General features: G+C 71.4%; 13 protein-coding genes and 2 pseudogenes. 12 read left to right on the top strand and 3 right to left on the bottom strand.

Features of this window, described 5'->3' with window-relative positions:
- Nucleotides 1-110: 110 nt before the first annotated feature.
- From AB0M27_RS27495 to AB0M27_RS27485, 3 genes and pseudogenes are all read left to right on the top strand, one after another.
- Entirely contained in the window at nucleotides 111-620 is a 510-nt protein-coding gene (locus AB0M27_RS27495) for a DUF6099 family protein (protein WP_365725107.1), read from the top strand.
- 69 nt (nucleotides 621-689) lie between these two features.
- A pseudogene (locus AB0M27_RS27490) lies at nucleotides 690-779 on the top strand (LLM class F420-dependent oxidoreductase); the annotation flags it as partial.
- 13 nt (nucleotides 780-792) lie between these two features.
- Nucleotides 793-1,707 (top strand): CbrC family protein, encoded by a 915-nt coding sequence (locus AB0M27_RS27485; RefSeq protein ID WP_365725102.1) that lies wholly within the window; start codon nucleotides 793-795, stop codon nucleotides 1,705-1,707.
- Nucleotides 1,708-1,764: 57 nt separating this feature from the next.
- Here AB0M27_RS27485 and AB0M27_RS27480 read toward each other — a convergent pair whose 3' ends face one another.
- Nucleotides 1,765-2,682: a D-alanyl-D-alanine carboxypeptidase gene (locus tag AB0M27_RS27480; RefSeq protein WP_365725100.1), complete on the bottom strand. Its 918-nt coding sequence runs from the start codon at nucleotides 2,680-2,682 to the stop codon at nucleotides 1,765-1,767.
- A 122-nt stretch (nucleotides 2,683-2,804) separates the two neighbouring features.
- Here AB0M27_RS27480 and AB0M27_RS27475 point away from each other — a divergent pair, with 122 nt between their 5' ends.
- The 5 genes from AB0M27_RS27475 (at nucleotide 2,805) to AB0M27_RS27455 (ending at nucleotide 10,430) form a co-directional block, all read left to right on the top strand.
- Nucleotides 2,805-3,743 (top strand): hypothetical protein, encoded by a 939-nt coding sequence (locus tag AB0M27_RS27475; protein ID WP_365725098.1) that lies wholly within the window; start codon nucleotides 2,805-2,807, stop codon nucleotides 3,741-3,743.
- A 59-nt stretch (nucleotides 3,744-3,802) separates the two neighbouring features.
- On the top strand, nucleotides 3,803-5,266 hold the full coding sequence (locus tag AB0M27_RS27470; protein WP_365725096.1) for a 3' terminal RNA ribose 2'-O-methyltransferase Hen1: 1,464 nt from the start codon (nucleotides 3,803-3,805) through the stop codon (nucleotides 5,264-5,266).
- A complete protein-coding gene (locus AB0M27_RS27465; RefSeq protein WP_365725094.1) occupies nucleotides 5,263-7,833 on the top strand; it encodes a polynucleotide kinase-phosphatase in 2,571 nt (856 codons plus the stop codon). The genes AB0M27_RS27470 and AB0M27_RS27465 overlap by 4 nt, the downstream gene beginning before the upstream one ends.
- Nucleotides 7,834-8,052: 219 nt before the next feature.
- Entirely contained in the window at nucleotides 8,053-9,900 is a 1,848-nt protein-coding gene (locus tag AB0M27_RS27460; RefSeq protein ID WP_365725092.1) for a RiPP maturation radical SAM C-methyltransferase, read from the top strand.
- Nucleotides 9,897-10,430 carry a DUF5825 family protein gene (locus AB0M27_RS27455; RefSeq protein WP_365725091.1) on the top strand — a complete coding sequence of 178 codons (534 nt, stop codon included), beginning with the start codon at nucleotides 9,897-9,899 and terminating at the stop codon, nucleotides 10,428-10,430. Before AB0M27_RS27460 ends, AB0M27_RS27455 begins: the two co-directional genes overlap by 4 nt.
- Before the next feature lie 53 nt (nucleotides 10,431-10,483).
- Here AB0M27_RS27455 and AB0M27_RS27450 read toward each other — a convergent pair.
- Nucleotides 10,484-10,714: pseudogene (locus AB0M27_RS27450) on the bottom strand (SPFH domain-containing protein); the annotation flags it as partial.
- A gap of 146 nt (nucleotides 10,715-10,860) precedes the next feature.
- Between AB0M27_RS27450 and AB0M27_RS27445 the strand changes: the two are divergent.
- The 3 genes from AB0M27_RS27445 to AB0M27_RS27435 all read left to right on the top strand — a co-directional run bounded on the left by AB0M27_RS27445 (nucleotide 10,861) and on the right by AB0M27_RS27435 (nucleotide 14,809).
- A complete protein-coding gene (locus AB0M27_RS27445; protein ID WP_365725089.1) occupies nucleotides 10,861-12,084 on the top strand; it encodes an arginine deiminase in 1,224 nt (407 codons plus the stop codon).
- Nucleotides 12,085-12,225: 141 nt separating this feature from the next.
- Nucleotides 12,226-13,236, top strand: a complete 1,011-nt coding sequence (argF, locus tag AB0M27_RS27440; RefSeq protein ID WP_365725148.1) for an ornithine carbamoyltransferase — start codon at nucleotides 12,226-12,228, stop codon at nucleotides 13,234-13,236.
- A gap of 121 nt (nucleotides 13,237-13,357) precedes the next feature.
- The gene (locus AB0M27_RS27435) at nucleotides 13,358-14,809 is read left to right on the top strand and encodes an amino acid permease (RefSeq protein ID WP_365725087.1); all 1,452 of its coding nucleotides are present in this window, start codon (nucleotides 13,358-13,360) and stop codon (nucleotides 14,807-14,809) included.
- On the opposite strand, the gene AB0M27_RS27430 is transcribed toward AB0M27_RS27435, so the two are convergent.
- Nucleotides 14,766-15,221, bottom strand: coding sequence for an ATP-binding protein (locus AB0M27_RS27430; RefSeq protein ID WP_365725086.1), 456 nt, complete (start codon nucleotides 15,219-15,221; stop codon nucleotides 14,766-14,768). The genes AB0M27_RS27435 and AB0M27_RS27430 overlap by 44 nt on opposite strands.
- 295 nt (nucleotides 15,222-15,516) lie before the next feature.
- Here AB0M27_RS27430 and AB0M27_RS27425 point away from each other — a divergent pair, with 295 nt between their 5' ends.
- The gene (locus AB0M27_RS27425; protein WP_365725084.1) at nucleotides 15,517-16,344 is read left to right on the top strand and encodes an enoyl-CoA hydratase family protein; all 828 of its coding nucleotides are present in this window, start codon (nucleotides 15,517-15,519) and stop codon (nucleotides 16,342-16,344) included.
- The last annotated feature ends 5 nt before the right edge of the window (nucleotides 16,345-16,349 follow it).

Raw genomic sequence — 16,349 nt, 5'->3', positions numbered from 1 at the left:
AGATTTCCGTCTACCTCTGGCTTTTCACCCCGAGCGGTTTCACTCTGGGTAGTGACCAAGAGCGTTCAAGCGGGCGTGCGAGGAAGCACGCGGAAGGACGGGGGCGACGCATGGATGCGATAGGGCTCATCCTCACGAGCAGGCGTGCGCTGGCGTGTGGCGCCGACGCGGCCGAGATCATGGCGGAGGTGTGGCAGGCGCAGGCCCTGGCCCAGGCGATCGGCAGCAGGCTCGCGGTCTCCGGCCCGCCCGAGCTGCGCGGCGAGGCGCTCGGCCTGACCGAGCTGGCGGGCCGGGGCTGCGGGGTCCTGGACCCGCCCGAACTCGACCTGGGCGACCTGCGCGCCGCCCAGCTCACCGAGCTGGCCGACGCCCGCGAGACCCTGCTCTGCCTGGGGGGTCTGCTCGGCGAGGTCGGCATGGCCCTGGTCGGCATGGCCAGCGGGGCTGACGACGAGACGACGTACTGGCAGTGCATGGAGGCCATCGACGCGGCCGACGAGTCCCGTGACCGTGTCCTGGAGATGCTGCGCAAGCTGGCGGCGCGGGAGGAGGCCGTACAGGAGAGCGGCGATCAGAACAGCCTGAACGGCAACCGCAGCAGCCCGTCCGGCGTTTGAGGACGAGGCACGCCCGGCGGGCGATTTTCACCCGGCCGGGGACAGCCGTGCCGGGGGGTACCGGCGAGTCCCACGGACGCCTGGATCACGCTCGCCGGACTGGCCCGCGAGACCAGGCGCATCCGCCTCGGCACGCTGATGACGGCCGGCACCTTCCGGCATCTACGCCCACGTGTTCCGTGACGGCGACGTCGTCCCGATGGACGCCTCGGTCGTCCGGAAGGTGCTGGAGCCCCACGCCCCGTACGACGTGTCCGACGACGAGCCGGTCGAGTGGGTGCGGGCCGCCGACGGCAGTGACGCGGAGGTGTACACGGGACACGGGGTGTACCTCGACCGGCCGGGCCCCGGTGTCCTGGACATCATCGCCGAGCTGGCCAGTCGTACCGGCGCCGCGATCCCGCTGCTGAGCGAGCCGACGGCGATCGTGACCGGCGAGGAGGGGCTGCGGCACCTGTCGGAGGATCTGCGGGCGGGGGCTGTCGTCGTGCCGCCCGCCCTCCTGACCGGCCAGGCGATCGCACAGGTCCTCAGGCCGCGGCCGGAACCCCGGCAACGGCCGATGCTGCCGCCGTTCCCCTACCACCCGGACCTGATGACCACCGGATCGATCGTGGCGGCCGACGAGACGTGCGCGTGCTGCGGGCACGACCAGGGCTGGATCTACACCGGACCGGTCCACGGCGAGGACGTGCCGGAGGGACGGCTCTGCCCGTACTGCATCGCGTACGGCACCGCGGCCAAGCGGCACGGCGCGTTCTTCAACGAGGTCGAGGCGCGCCGGATGCCGGAGGAGGCGGCCGCGCTGATCCGTGAGCGCACCCCCGGCTTCGCGACCTGGCAGGACTGGGGCTGGCCCGCGCACTGCGGCGACGGAGCGGAGTTCCTCGGCGTGGTCGGGGCGAAGGAACTGGCGCCCCACCCGGACCCACTCGATCATCTGCGCCTGCGGTGCGCCGAGTGGGGCTGGGAGTCCGGGGCGACCGAGGAGTTCCTCGCGGCGCTCAACAAGGATGGGCAGCCGACCGCGTACCTCTTCCGCTGCCGCGCCTGCGGGACCCGTCTCGCCGAGGCCGACTTCACGTGAGCCGCCCCCCGGCGAAAGGCCGCCGCCGTGCAGCACGGCGGCGGCCCCCCATCTGCCTCAGCCGCGCTGCGCGAAGCCGTAGTCGAGGATCTTCGTCGCGTCCTGGAAACGCTGGTCCACCGAGGTGTCGGCGAGCACCGTGCCCACGACGGTCCGGCCGCCCCGGGTCGCCGCGAACACCAGGCAGAACTGTGCCTCCGGACCGGAGCCGGTCCTCACGCCGATCGCGCCCCGGTAGGAGCCGAGCAGCTTGTTGGTGTTCTCCCACGGCGCCATCGCGTGCGTTCCGCCGCCCGGCCGGTAGGACTGCATGTCCTTGTACACCGGGGTGCCGACGACCCGCTTGAACGTCGCGTTCTTCAGCGCGACGGCGGCCAGTTTCGTCAGGTCGCGCGGCGAGGCGTAGTTGTTGCCGTTGGACACCCCGTCGAAGGAGTCGAAGTGGGTGTTGGTCAGGCCCAGTTCGCGTGCCTTGCCGTTCATCTTGGCGATGAAGGACTTGGTCCGCTGGGCCGTCGTCGACCCGGTGCCGTAGGTGTCCGCGAGTGCGTAGGCCGCGTCGCAGCCCGAGGGCAGCAGCAGCCCGTACAGCAGGTCGCTCACCTTCATCGAGTCGCCGAGGATCAGGTTGGCGCTCGAATAGCGCTGGGTGTGCGTGGTGGGGTCGATGACGTAGTCCGTGTACTCCTTCTTGATCTTCACCTTCCTGCCGAGGTCCAGGTGCGGCTGGGACAGCACCACGAGCGCCGTCACGATCTTCGTCGTGGACCCGGTCCGCAGCCGTCCGTCCGGCGCCTTGCCGAACAGCGTCTTGCCCGTGGCCGGGTCGAACGCGTACGCGCCCTGGGCCGACACCTGCGGTGCCGTGGCCGCCTGGGCGGGAGCGGCCGCGAGGATGCCCGTACCGAGGACCGCACCCGCCAGTGCCGCGACGACGGCTCTTCTGCCGGCGCGGACTCCGTGGCCGTGGGACATGGTTCCCCCCTGAGTCAGTGGTCAGTTGACGGTTGATCACTATGCCGTAACTGTGGACGTTCCGTGTCGGAAGTGTGGGCTCCACCACAGCGCTACCGATCAGGGCCTGATCGGATGACCGGGTGCGCAAAGTGCTCCCTCTCGCCCTCACCGGCCTGTTCGCCCTGTCGGCATGCCAGTTCGCCGGTCACGACGACCCCGCCGGCAAGGCCCGCCACCTCAACACCACGGCGTCGTTCCCGCTGCGCGCCTACATCCCGGATCCCGCGTCGGACGGCGCCAAGGCCGTCACCCGGGCGCAGTGGATCCTCGGCAAGCAGTGCATGGTCCGGCTCGGCTTCGCCGGCTTCGCGACGCTCGACCCCAAGGGCGTCGAGTCGACCTACCCGGTCCGGCAGGGAACGCTCAGCAGCGAGGGCACGCCGGGGGACGACAGCCCGTACGGCGTCGTCGATCCCGACCTGGCCGCCGAGCACGGCTACCACAACCGGACACCGGACACCTCCGCCCAGCCCCAGGAGTGGCCCGCCGACCAGTACACCGCCCTCACCGGCACCTTCGAGTCCGGGGACAGCCACGTCTCGCACGGGCACCGCATCCCCGAGGGCGGCTGCCTGGGACAGGCGACACGGAAGATCTACGGCGCGCCGCCCAAGGCGGTGAAGGTCAACGGCGCGAGGCTGTCCGGCTATTACTCGCTCGCCCTCGCCCTGTGGAACGAGGCCCACGAGCAGGCGAGCAAGGACCCGGCCTGGAAGAAGGCCGACCGCGCCTGGTCGGCCTGCATGAAGAAGAAGGGCTTCCACTATCCGGACCCGGAGGAGGCGTCCCTGGACTTCGACTGGTTCGGGCACGAGAAGCCGTCGGCGAAGGAGAAGGAGACCGCGTCCGCCGACGCCCGGTGCAAGCTCGACACCGGTTACGTCCCCGCCGTGCACTCCCTCGACGTGCGCACGCAGAAATCCTTCATCGGCAGGAACAGGGAGAAACTGGAGGATCTGCGGGCGGCCGACGAACGGGCGGTGCGAAACGCCCGGACGATCATCAGCCACGCGTCCTGACCGGTGCACACGGAGAAAACCGGTGGGCAACGGGTTTTCCGAGCGGAAGACTCGGTCATGTGTTCCTGACGATCTCCACGCGCGGCGACGCCGCCCACCCGGCCACCGACCTCGGGTACCTGCTGCACAAGCACCCCGACAAGGCGCAGAAGTTCTCCACGTCCTACGGCACGGCGCACGTCTTCTACCCCGAGGCGGACGACCGGCGCTGCACGGCCGCGCTGCTGCTGGAGATCGACACGCTCGCACTGGTCCGGCGGGGCAAGGACAAGGGCCGCGGCGGCGCCCCCGACGCGGCGCTCGCGCAGTACGTGAACGACCGTCCCTACGCGGCCTCCTCGCTGCTCGCGGTCGCGCTGAGCGGCGTGTTCTCCAGCGCCCTGCGCGGCGTGTGCGCCGCCCGCCCCGAGCGGGCCGCCACCCCGCTGCCCCTGCGTATCGAGGTACCGGCCCTGCCCGCCCGTGGTGGCCCTGGCCTCGTACGACGGCTGTTCGAGCCATTGGGCTGGACGGTGACCGCCGAGCCCGTCCCGCTCGACACCGAGTTCCCGGAGTGGGGCGACTCGCGGTACGTCCGCCTGGTCCTGGAGGCGGAGACGCTGACCCTCGCCGAGGCGCTGCGCCATCTGTACGTGCTGCTGCCGGTCCTCGACGACGCCAAGCACTACTGGGTCTCCTCCGACGAGGTCGACAAGCTGCTGCGGGCCGGTGAGGGCTGGCTGCCCGCCCACCCGGAGCAGAAGCTGATCACCAGCCGGTACCTCTCCCGCCGCTGGTCGCTGACCCGGAAGGCGATGGAGCGGCTGGAGCTGGTGCGCCTCGCCGAGGCCGACGACAGCGAGGTCGAGGAGATCGACAACGCGGTCGAGGCCGAGACCGAGGCGGAAGAGCGGCCCACCCCGCTCGCCGTCCAGCGCAGGGAGGCGATCCTCGCCGCCCTGCGGGACTCCGGCGCCGCTCGCGTCCTCGACCTCGGCTGCGGACAGGGCGAGCTGGTCCGGGAGCTGCTGAAGGACGTTCGGTTCACCGAGATCGTCGGCCTCGACGTGTCCGTGCGGGCGCTCACCATCGCCTCCCGCCGGCTGAAGCTGGACCGCATGGGGGAGCGGCAGGCCGCCCGCGTCAAGCTGGTGCAGGGCTCGCTCGCCTACACCGACAACCGGCTCAAGGGCTACGACGCCGCCGTTCTCAGCGAGGTGATCGAGCACCTCGACCTGCCCCGGCTGCCCGCCCTGGAGTATGCCGTGTTCGGGCACGCCCGCCCGCGCACGGTCCTCGTGACCACCCCGAACGTCGAGTACAACGTCCGCTGGGAGACCCTGCCCGCCGGACACGCCCGGCACGGCGACCACCGCTTCGAGTGGACCCGGGAGGAGTTCCGCACCTGGGCGCACAAGGTAGCCGAACGGCACGGCTACACGGTGGAGTTCGGGCCCATCGGCCCCGAAGACCCCGAGGTGGGCCCGCCCACCCAGATGGCACTGTTCGTGATCAGGACCGAGAAGGAGGCGAAGGCAGCATGACCGAGTCGACAGAGCACAAGGGACGGGTCCTCCCCGTCACCGACCTCTCCCTCGTCGTCCTCGTCGGTGCCTCCGGCTCCGGCAAGTCCACCTTCGCCCGCCGGCACTTCAAGCCCACCGAGGTGATCTCCTCGGACTTCTGCCGCGGTCTCGTCTCCGACGACGAGAACGACCAGAGCGCGAGCAGCGACGCCTTCGACGTCCTGCACTACATCACCGGCAAGCGGCTGGCCGCCGGCCGCCGTACCGTCGTGGACGCCACCAGCGTGCAGCAGGACGCCCGGCGTCAGCTGATCGAGCTGGCCAGGAAGTACGACGTGCTGCCCATCGCCGTCGTGCTGGACATGCCGGAAGACGTGTGCGCCGAGCGCAACGCGGCCCGTACCGACCGCGCCGACATGCCCCGCCGGGTCATCCAGCGGCACATCCGCGAACTGCGCCGCTCTCTCCGGCACCTGGAGCGGGAGGGCTTCCGCAAGGTGCACGTCCTGCGCGGGGTCGAGGAGGTGGAGCACGCCACCGTCGTCACCGAGAAGCGCTTCAACGACCTGACCCATCTCACCGGCCCCTTCGACATCGTCGGCGACGTCCATGGCTGCTCCGCCGAACTGGAGGCACTGCTCGCCGAGCTGGGCTACGCCGACGGCGTCCACCCGCAGGGCCGTACCGCCGTCTTCGTCGGCGACCTGGTCGACCGCGGCCCGGACACCCCGGGCGTGCTGCGCCGGGTGATGTCGATGGTCGAGTCGGGCAACGCGCTGTGCGTGCCCGGCAACCACGAGAACAAGTACGGCCGCTACCTCAAGGGCCGCAAGGTCCAGCACACCCATGGGCTCGCCGAGACCATCGCGCAGATGGAGGGCGAGAGCGAGGAGTTCAAGGAGCGGGTACGGCGGTTCCTGGCGGGCCTGGTCAGCCACTACGTCCTCGACGGCGGCAAGCTGGTCGTCTGCCACGCCGGCCTGCCCGAGAAGTACCACGGCCGCACCTCCGGCCGGGTCCGCTCGCACGCCCTGTACGGCGACACCACGGGCGAGACCGACGAGTTCGGGCTGCCGGTGCGCTACCCGTGGGCGGAGGACTACCGGGGCCGCGCGGCGGTCGTCTACGGCCACACCCCGGTGCCGGAGGCATCCTGGCTCAACAACACCATCTGCCTGGACACCGGCGCGGTCTTCGGCGGCAAGCTGACCGCGCTGCGCTGGCCGGAGCGCGAGCTGGTCGACGTACCGGCCGAGCGGGTCTGGTACGAGCCGGCGCGCCCGCTGCGCTCCGAGGCGCCCGGCGGGCAGGACGGCCGGCCGCTGGACCTGGCGGACGTGTACGGCCGCCGGGCCGTGGAGACCCGGCACGCCGGCAGGGTGGCGATCCGCGAGGAGAACGCGGCCGCGGCCCTGGAGGTGATGAGCCGCTTCGCGACCGACCCGCGCCTGCTGCCGTATCTGCCACCGACCATGGCACCGACGCCGACGTCCCAGGTGGACGCCCGCGGCGGAGCCGCTGATGGACACTTCCTGGAGCACCCGGTGGAGGCCTTCGCGCAGTACGCGGCGGACGGCGTCGAGCGGGTCGTGTGCGAGGAGAAGCACATGGGCTCGCGGGCCGTGGCCCTGGTGTGCCGGGACGCGGAGGCGGCGCGCAAGCGGTTCGGCGTGGACGGGCCCACCGGCTCCCTGTACACCCGTACCGGACGGCCGTTCCTCGACGACGAGCGGGTGACCGAGGAGATCCTCGGCCGACTGCGCGCGGCGATCACGGACGCGGGCCTCTGGGACGAACTGGCCACAGACTGGCTGCTGTTGGACGCCGAGCTGATGCCGTGGTCGCTGAAGGCCTCGGGGCTGCTGCGCAGTCAGTACGCGGCCGTCGGCGCCGCGTCCGGCGCGGTGTTCCCGGGCGCGCTCGCGGCCCTGGAAGCCGCCTCGGCCCGGGGCGTCGACCTCACCGCACTGCTGGACCGGCAGCGGGACCGGGCCGCCGACGCGGCCGCGTTCACCGCCACCTACCGCCGTTACTGCTGGACCACGGACGGCCTGGACGGCGTACGCCTGGCGCCCTTCCAGCTGCTGGCCGTCCAGGGCCGCAGCCTCGCCGCGCTGCCGCACGACGAGCAACTGGCCCTGATCGACCGGCTGGTGGAGCACGACGGCACCGGACTGCTGCAGACCACCCGGCGGCTGTACGTCGACACCGGTGACCCGGAGTCGGTGCGCACGGGTGTCGACTGGTGGCTGGAGATGACCGGCCGCGGCGGCGAGGGCATGGTCGTCAAGCCGCTCGGCGCTCTGGTCCGGAACACGGACGGACGGCTGGTCCAGCCCGGCGTCAAGTGCCGTGGCCGGGAGTACCTGCGGATCATCTACGGCCCCGAGTACACCCGCCCGGACAACCTCGCGCGGCTCCGGCAGCGCTTCCTGAACCACAAGCGGTCCCTCGCCCTGCGTGAGTACGCTCTCGGCCTGGAGGCCCTGGACCGCCTCGCGGACGGGGAGCCGCTGTGGCGGGTGCACGAGGCGGTGTTCGGGGTGCTGGCCCTGGAGTCGGAGCCGGTGGACCCGCGCCTGTAGCCCGGCACGCCGGGCCAGGCCGCATCCGCTCGTCACAGAAGCCCTTGTGTCGCACACACATCTGTCCATATGGTGGACACCCGGTGCGACACAAGGGTGTTCGCGCGTCGCGCGGGGAGGGGTGGTGGACGTGGAGATCAAGAAGGTCGTGGTCCGTGAGGAGGAGCGGGGCACCGGCCGTCGGCCGGCGATCCTGGAGAAGCGGCCGACCCGCTGAGCATGCGCGTCCACCTGGTCACGATGCCCTGGCATCCGCTCGACCTTCCGTCACTGCAACTCGGCCTGCTGAACCGGCTGGTCCGGCAGGCCCGCCCCGAGGCCCAGGTGACGGAGTTCCACGGCTCCCTGCGCTGGGCCGAGTTCCTGATGGAGCGCTCCGGGGGCCGGCTGCGGCCGGGTGACTACGTCTCCGTCGGCGGCGACGCCATCTTCCACGGCCTCGGCGACTGGGTCTTCTCCGGCGTCCTGTACGACGATCCGGACTGGGGCCTGGCCCGGCTGCGGGACTACGCCGCCGACCGGGACGTCTTCGTCGACACGGCTGTCGCCATGCGGCCGTACGCCACCGCCTTCGTCGCCGCCTGCGCCGACGAGGTGCTGACGGCGGAGCCCGACGTCGTCGGGTTCACCACCACCTTCATGCAGAACATCTCCTCCCTCGCGCTCGCCCGCGAACTGAAGCGAAGACGGCCCGAGTTGACGGTCGTCTTCGGTGGCAGCAACTGCGACGGGCCGATGGGCCACGCCCTGCACCGCAACCACCCCTTCGTCGACCATGTGGTGCGCGGCGAGGCCGAGTACGCCTTCCCGGCCCTGTTACGGCACCTGGCCGAGGGCACCGAACCCGTCGACGTGCCGGGCCTGTGCTGGTGGGACGGCCCGGTGTCACGCGCCAACCCCGCGACCCGGCGGACCGTGGTCCCCGCCGACATCCCTTCGCCCGACTACGACCAGTGGCAGGCAGCGCTGGACGCCTCCCCGGTGCGGGAGTACGTCCATCCGAAGCTCGTGGTGGAGGGAGCGCGCGGCTGCTGGTGGGGCGAGAAGCACCACTGCACCTTCTGCGGGCTCAACGGCTCCGCCATGGCCTTCCGCGCCAAACCCGGGGAGCGGCTGTGGGCGGAGATCGACCGGCTGGTGCGCCGGCACCGCATCCTCGACGTGGTCACCGTCGACAACATCATCGACATGGCCTACTTCCGGGACTTCCTGCCCCGCGTGGCCGGGAGCGGCTGGGACCTGCGGCTGCACTACGAGGTCAAGTCCAACCTCACCCCGGCCCAGCTGAAGCTCCTCGGGGAATCCGGCACCGTGCACGTCCAGCCCGGCATCGAGAGCCTGGGCAGCAGGGTGCTGGACCTGATGGACAAGGGCGTCACCGGCGCCCGTAACGTCCGCACCCTGCGCGAGTGCGAGGACCACGCGCTGACCTGCTCCTGGAACCTCCTCTACGGCTTCCCCGGCGAGACGGCCGAGGACTACGCACCGGTGATCGACCAGCTCCCCGCGCTGGTCCACCTCCAGCCGCCGAGCGGCGCCCATCGCATCCAGCTGGAGCGGTTCAGCCCGCACTTCACCGACCCGGACCTCGGCTTCGGCAAGCGCCGCCCGGCCCGGATGTACCAGCACGTCTACGAGCTGCCCGAGAGTGAACTCGCGGACTTGGTCTACCTGTTCGACACCGAGGACGCGGGGATCGCGGGCCCGGTCGAGCGACGGCTTCTGGCCGCCGTCGCCGCGTGGCGGGCCGGGCACGCGCATTCCCGGCTGCTGTTGGAGGAGGACGGCGAGGAGCTGCTGGTGCACGACCGGCGGCACGGCCGGGCACCCGTCACCCACCGCTTCTCCGGCTGGCGCGCGGAGGCCCTGCGCCGCCTGGCGGACGGCCGTACCGTACCGGCGCTGCACCGGCTGCTGACCGCCGACGGCCACGGGCCGGCCGTCGACGCCCTGGTCAAGTGGGTGCAACAGGCCTTCGAGCTCGGCCTGTTGTTCCGCGACGGGACCACCTATGTGTCCCTGCCGACCTGGGGCGAGCCGGTCCGCCTGCCCGAGGGCGCCGTATGAGCGCACTGTCCGCCGCCGTGCCGTACCGGCTCACCGGACGGCGGGTCGAGGTGACCGGGCCGCTGGATCTGAGCGGCGCGGGGCGGGAGACGGCGGAGGCGGTGTGCTTCCTGCGCGAGTGCCAGAGCCAGGGCTTGCGGGTGACCTGGCGGGCCATCGGCAGACCGTCGTACGACACCGGGCTGCTGAGCCATCTGCCTCCCCCGACCGAACTGCCGGGCGCAGGAGGCGAGTTGGCGGTCTGGCGGGCCGGATACGTCCACGGCAGCCTCTACCACCGGCGCGGGCCCGGCTTCGTGGCCGTCCTCGACCGGCGGGCGGGGCTGGGCACGGCCGTACGGCTCACCCTCGACCACCCCGAGCTCCTCGCCGCTTTCCTCCGCCTCCAGGAGCCGACACCGGTGGGCGCGGTCGACCGGGAGGCCGTGGGCCTGCTCGTCGCCGAGCGGCTGGTGCTGGCCGCCGGAGGCTGGGCGGTGGCGCTGCCCCCGCGCATCCGGCGCTGGCCGGTGCCCTGCACGGCGATCTAACCGACCGGCCGCAGCCGCTGTCCGCACACCCCGACCCGGACCGTCTGCCCCCAGACCGTCGCCTGGACGGACACGTCCTGGAAGTCGGACGTGCGGGCGTGGAAGGTCATCGCCAGTTCGCGGTCGTCGACCGGCACCTCGGACGGCGCCGCGCTCAGCGGCCGGAACCAGAAGCCGAGCCCGGGACCGTCGTGCACCAGCGTGCCCGAGCGGTGGTGCCGGATGTGCGCGGTCGGTGCGCCGCGCAGATGGCGCCAGCCCAGGCGCCGGGTGATGTCGGCCATGGATCCCCCCTCGTCCGCGAACCCCTGTTTTTCGTCATAACGACGATAAGTGACAGTGTCGTTTCTCGTCAAGGGGACGAAAACAGGAGGGGTCGGAAACGGTCAACAAGGGCGTGAAGACGGGCGGGGACGGCCAGGATGGAGGCATGGCATACCACGTCGACTCCGAGGCCGGGCGGTTGCGCCGCGTGATCCTGCACCGGCCCGACCTGGAGCTCAAAAGGCTCACCCCCAGCAACAAGGACGCCCTGCTCTTCGACGACGTGCTGTGGGTGCGCCGGGCGCGCGCCGAGCACGACGGATTCGCCGACGTCCTGCGTGACCGCGGGGTCGCCGTCCACCTCTTCGGCGACCTGCTCACCGAGACCCTGGAGCTCCCCGAGGCCCGCGCCCTCGTCCTGGACCGGGTCTTCCACGAGAAGGAGTACGGTCCCCTCGCCGCCGACCACCTGCGCGCCGCTTTCGAGTCCCTGCCCGCACGCGAGCTGGCCGAGGCGCTCGTGGGCGGCATGACCAAGCGCGAGTTCCTCCAGGCGCACGCGGAGCCGACCTCCGTCCGCTTCCATGTGATGGACCTCGACGACTTCCTCCTCGGCCCCCTCCCCAATCACCTCTTCACCCGCGACACCTCCGCCTGGGTCTACGACGGGGTCGCGATCAACGCCATGCGGCTGCCCGCGCGGCAGCGGGAGACCGTCCACTTCGAGGCGATCTACCGGCATCACCCGCTGTTCCGTGACGAGATGTTCCATGTCTGGTCCCAAGGGCAGGCCGACCATCCCTCCACCATCGAGGGCGGCGACGTCCTGGTGATCGGCAACGGCGCCGTGCTGGTGGGCATGAGCGAGCGCACCACCCCGCAGGCCGTGGAGATGCTGGCGTACAAGCTGTTCGCGGCCGGCTCGGCGCGCACCATCGTCGCGCTCGACATGCCCAAGCGGCGCGCCTTCATGCACCTCGACACGGTGATGACCATGGTCGACGGCGACACCTTCACCCAGTACGCGGGGCTCGGCATGCTGCGCTCGTACACCATCGAGCCGGGGGTCTCCGAGAAGGAGCTGAAGGTCACGGACCATCCGCCGGAGCACATGCACCGCGCCATCGCCGCCGCCCTCGGCCTCGGCGAGATCCGGGTGCTGACCGCCACCCAGGACGTGCACGCCGCCGAGCGCGAGCAGTGGGACGACGGCTGCAATGTGCTCGCCGTCGAGCCCGGGGTCGTCGTCGCCTACGAGCGCAACTCGACCACCAACACGCATCTGCGCAAGCAGGGCATCGAAGTGATCGAGATCCCGGGCAGCGAGCTGGGCCGGGGCCGGGGTGGCCCGAGGTGCATGAGCTGCCCCGTGGAGCGGGACCCCGTATGACCGATATGTCTTATATATCTGATGTAGTCGATATGGCCGGTGTGGGCGGTGTGGCCGAGTCGACTCGCTGCGGCCGTATATAAATGCTGCTTGTCGTATAGAATTCCAAGCGTCATGTCCCCCCTGTCCCTGGAGCGCCCCATGGCGACTGTCCCGACCGCCCTCGCCGGCCGCCACTTCCTCAAGGAGCTGGACTTCACCGAGGAGGAGTTCCGCGGCCTGGTCGAGCTGGCGGCCGAGCTGAAGGCGGCCAAGAAGGCGGGGACCGAGACGCAGTACCTGCGCGGCCGGAACATCGCGCTGATCTTCGAGAAGACCTCGACGCGCACCCGCTGCGCGTTCGAGGTCGCCGCCGCCGACCAGGGCGCCCACACGACCTACCTGGACCCGTCCGGCTCGCAGATCGGCCACAAGGAGTCCGTGAAGGACACCGCGCGGGTGCTGGGCCGGATGTACGACGGCATCGAGTACCGCGGGGACAGCCAGGCCAAGGTCGAGGAGCTGGCGGCGCACGCCGGCGTGCCCGTCTACAACGGGCTCACCGACGACTGGCACCCCACCCAGATGCTCGCCGACGTGCTCACCATGACCGAGCACAGCGCCCGGCCGCTGACGGAGATCGCCTTCGCCTACCTCGGCGACGCCCGCTTCAACATGGGCAACTCCTACCTGGTCACCGGCGCCCTGCTCGGCATGGACGTGCGGATCGTCGCCCCGAAGGCCTACTGGCCCGCCGAGGACGTCGTCACCCACGCCCGCAAGCTCGCCGAGGCGAGCGGCGCCCGGATCACCCTCACCGAGGATGTCCGCGAGGGCGTGTCGGGGGCGGACTTCGTCGTCACCGACGTGTGGGTCTCCATGGGCGAGCCGAAGGAGGTGTGGGCGGAGCGCATCGCCGCGCTGAAGCCGTACGCCGTGACCATGGACGTCCTGCGCGCCACCGGCAACCCGGACGTGAAGTTCCTGCACTGTCTGCCGGCCTTCCACGACCTCGGCACCAAGGTCGGCCGCGAGATCCACGAGACCTACGGGCTCGACTGGCTGGAGGTCACCGACGAGGTCTTCGAGTCCGCCCACTCGGTCGTCTTCGACGAGGCCGAGAACCGCCTGCACACCATCAAGGCGGTGCTGGTCGCCACACTCGCCCGCTGACCCTGGTCCACCGCCCCGACCAGCCCTTATCCTGACCGGCGGCCCGGCACCACCCCAGCCCGAGCCGCCGCCGCGACCTCACCCGGTCGCCCGCACCACCCAGAAACGAGCACCACCCGCAATGCCCGCTCCCCGCATCAAGTCCCCGCACCTGCTCGTCGCCGAATCCGGCGCCGACCGCGAGGGCCACGGCCTCAAGCGCACGATGGGCCTCTTCCAGCTCATCTGCTTCGGCGTCGGCGCCATCGTCGGCACCGGCATCTTCGTCGGCCTCTCCGACTCCGTCGCCCAGGCCGGCCCGGCCGTCGTCGTCTCGTTCATCCTCGCCGCGATCACCTGCGTCTTCACCGCCTTCTCCTTCGCGGAGCTGGGCGGCGCGATCCCGGTCTCCGGCTCCTCGTACTCCTTCGCCTACGCCGGACTCGGCGAGTCCACCGCCTTCCTGGTCGGCTGGTGCCTGCTGCTGGAATACGGCATCTCCATCTCGGCCGTCGCCGTCGGCTGGAGCCAGTACGTCAACGAACTGCTGCACAGCCTCACCGGCGTCCAGCTCCCGTCCGCGCTGTCCGCGGGCCCGGGCGACGGCGGGATCATCAACCTCCCCGCCGTGATCGTCATCGCCATGGCCTCCGTCCTGCTGGTGCGCGGCGTGCGCGAGAGCGCCCGGGCGACCGCCGCCATGGCCGCGGTCAAGCTCGTCATCCTGCTGGCCTTCTGCGCCGTCGGCTACAGCGCCTTCAAGCACGGCAACCTCACCCCGTTCTCCCCGGCCGGTCTCGGCGGCATCGGCGCGGGCACCACGGCCGCGTTCTTCTCCTACATCGGCTTCGACGCGATCACCACGGCCGGCGAGGAGGCCAAGAACCCGCGCCGGGACATCCCGGTCGCGATCATGGTCTGCATGGGCATCGTGACCCTGCTGTACTGCGCGGTCGCGCTCGCCGCGATCGGCGCCATCGGCGGCAGGCAGGTCGCCGGCCGGCCCGCCGCCCTCTCCTACGTCGTCAACGAGGTCACCGGCTCGGCCGTCGGCGGCGGAGTGATCGCCTTCGGCGCGGTCGTCGCCATCGCCTCGGTCGTCCTCGCGGTGATGTACGGCCAGACCCGCATCCTGATGTCGATGTCCCGCGACGGTTTGATCCCGCGCGTCTTCGAGAAGGTCAACCCGAAGACCTCCACGCCGGTCGCCGGCACCCTGATCGTCGCCGTGGTCTTCGCGCTCCCGGCGGCCTTCGCCTCGCTCGACGCCGTGATGAACCTGTGCACCATCGGCACGCTCGCCATCATGGCCGTCGTCAACATCGTGGTGATCGCGCTGCGCCGCCGCGAACCGGGCCTCACCCGCAGTTTCCGGGTGCCGCTGTACCCGGTGGGCCCGCTGCTCGGCGTCGCCTTCTGCCTGTACCTGATGTACGAGACCGGCTGGCAGACCTGGGTCCAGTTCGCCGTGTTCCTCGTGGTGGGCCTGGCGATCTACGCCGGCTACGGCCGCCGGCACTCCACGCTGGCGCGGACGGCCGCCCCCGAGGTCACGCCGAGCGCCGACGCTGAGCGGGAACCGCAGGCAGTCTGAACCACACCGCCTTGCCCGACGGGGTGGGGCGGTGACCGCAGGACGAGCTGAGGGCGCGGATCAGCAGCAGGCCGCGCCCGCCCTCCTGCCAGACGTCGGGCTCCTCGATGGCCGGCGCGGTCAGCCGGCCGGGCGGCGCCGGGTCCGGGTCGTGCACCTCGACCTGGCAGCCGGTCGGCAACAGCTCCACCACCAGCTCTATCGGGCCGCGCCCGGCGGTGTGCTCCACCGCGTTGGCCACCAGCTCCGCCGTGAGCAGCTCAGCGGTGTCGCTGTCGGCCGGGTGCTCCACCTCGGCGAGGGCCGTACGCACCAGGGCACGGGCCACGGGTACCGCCGCTGCGGTGTGCGGCAGTGCGATGCGCCAGGAGGCCGGTTCGGTGGGGCGTTCGTGCAAGGCGAGTCCGTTCATGGAGCAGGCTGTCCTGCTTTCGACTGTGGGAATGGTACGGGCCCGGCCACTTCGGACCGTCGGCGGGCTTCGCCCGGGACCCTCGGCCCCGGTACGAGCGGCCTACCCAGGCGAACGCCCCGCCTCGCCCGCCCGCGCCCCTTGTTACGGCGCTGTCGCCGACCGGTGACGCACGTGACCGGATCCGGCCGATCGACCGGCGCTTGTCGCGCACTCGTGACGACAGTCACAAACAAGTGATAACTTCATGGGACAGCGCAACGTACGGCACCGCCGCCCTAGGAGGCCGCACGTCATGAGTCCCTTCACCGGCTCCGCCGCCCGCACCTCCGACTGGGAGCATCTGCGGGTCCGGCTCGCCGACGGGGTCGCCACCGTCACCCTCGCCCGTCCCGAGAAGCTCAACGCGCTCACCTTCGGCGCCTACGCCGACCTGCGCGACCTGCTGGCCCAGCTGTCCCGGGAGCGTGCCGTACGCGCCCTGGTGCTGGCCGGTGAGGGACGCGGCTTCTGCTCCGGCGGCGACGTCGACGAGATCATCGGCGCCACCCTCGGCATGGACACCGCCCAGCTGCTCGACTTCAACCGGATGACCGGCCAGGTCGTACGGGCGATCCGCGAGTGCCCGTTCCCCGTGATCGCCGCCGTCCACGGCGTGGCGGCCGGCGCCGGAGCGGTCCTGGCGCTGGCGGCCGACTTCCGCGTCGCGGACCCGACCGCACGCTTCGCCTTCCTCTTCACCCGCGTCGGCCTGTCCGGCGGCGACATGGGCGCGGCCTACCTGCTGCCCCGCGTCGTCGGCCTCGGCCACGCCACCCGCCTGCTCATGCTGGGCGAACCGGTCCGGGCCCCCGAGGCCGAGCGCATCGGCCTGATCAGCGAGCTGACGGAGGACGGCCGGGCCGACGAGGCGGCTCAAGCGCTGGCCCGCCGCCTGGCCGACGGCCCGGCCCTGGCCCACGCCCAGACGAAGGCGCTGCTGACGGCCGAGCTGGACATGCCCCTGGCGGCCTCGATCGAGCTGGACGCCTCGACCCAGGCGTTGCTGATGAACGGCGAGGACTACGCCGAGTTCCACGCGGCCTTCTCGGAGAAGCGCCCGCCGAAGTGGCGGGGGAGGTGAGCTTT

The sequence above is a fragment of the Streptomyces sp. NPDC052107 genome (assembly GCF_040680215.1).
Taxonomy (GTDB): Bacteria; Actinomycetota; Actinomycetes; order Streptomycetales; family Streptomycetaceae; genus Streptomyces.
Note: the sequence above shows the minus strand (reverse complement) of the source record. Positions and strands in the feature narration are given on the sequence as shown.

Excerpts from the sequence above, each read along its gene's own strand:
- AB0M27_RS27495 (WP_365725107.1), top strand. The coding sequence starts at position 111 with ATGGATGCGATAGGGCTCATCCTCACGAGCAGGCGTGCGCTGGCGTGT.
- AB0M27_RS27480 (WP_365725100.1), bottom strand. The coding sequence starts at position 2,682 with ATGTCCCACGGCCACGGAGTCCGCGCCGGCAGAAGAGCCGTCGTCGCG.
- AB0M27_RS27465 (WP_365725094.1), top strand. The coding sequence starts at position 5,263 with ATGACCGAGTCGACAGAGCACAAGGGACGGGTCCTCCCCGTCACCGAC.
- AB0M27_RS27460 (WP_365725092.1), top strand. The coding sequence starts at position 8,053 with ATGCGCGTCCACCTGGTCACGATGCCCTGGCATCCGCTCGACCTTCCG.
- AB0M27_RS27455 (WP_365725091.1), top strand. The coding sequence starts at position 9,897 with ATGAGCGCACTGTCCGCCGCCGTGCCGTACCGGCTCACCGGACGGCGG.
- AB0M27_RS27445 (WP_365725089.1), top strand. The coding sequence starts at position 10,861 with ATGGCATACCACGTCGACTCCGAGGCCGGGCGGTTGCGCCGCGTGATC.
- argF (WP_365725148.1), top strand. The coding sequence starts at position 12,226 with ATGGCGACTGTCCCGACCGCCCTCGCCGGCCGCCACTTCCTCAAGGAG.
- AB0M27_RS27435 (WP_365725087.1), top strand. The coding sequence starts at position 13,358 with ATGCCCGCTCCCCGCATCAAGTCCCCGCACCTGCTCGTCGCCGAATCC.
- AB0M27_RS27430 (WP_365725086.1), bottom strand. The coding sequence starts at position 15,221 with ATGAACGGACTCGCCTTGCACGAACGCCCCACCGAACCGGCCTCCTGG.
- AB0M27_RS27425 (WP_365725084.1), top strand. The coding sequence starts at position 15,517 with ATGAGTCCCTTCACCGGCTCCGCCGCCCGCACCTCCGACTGGGAGCAT.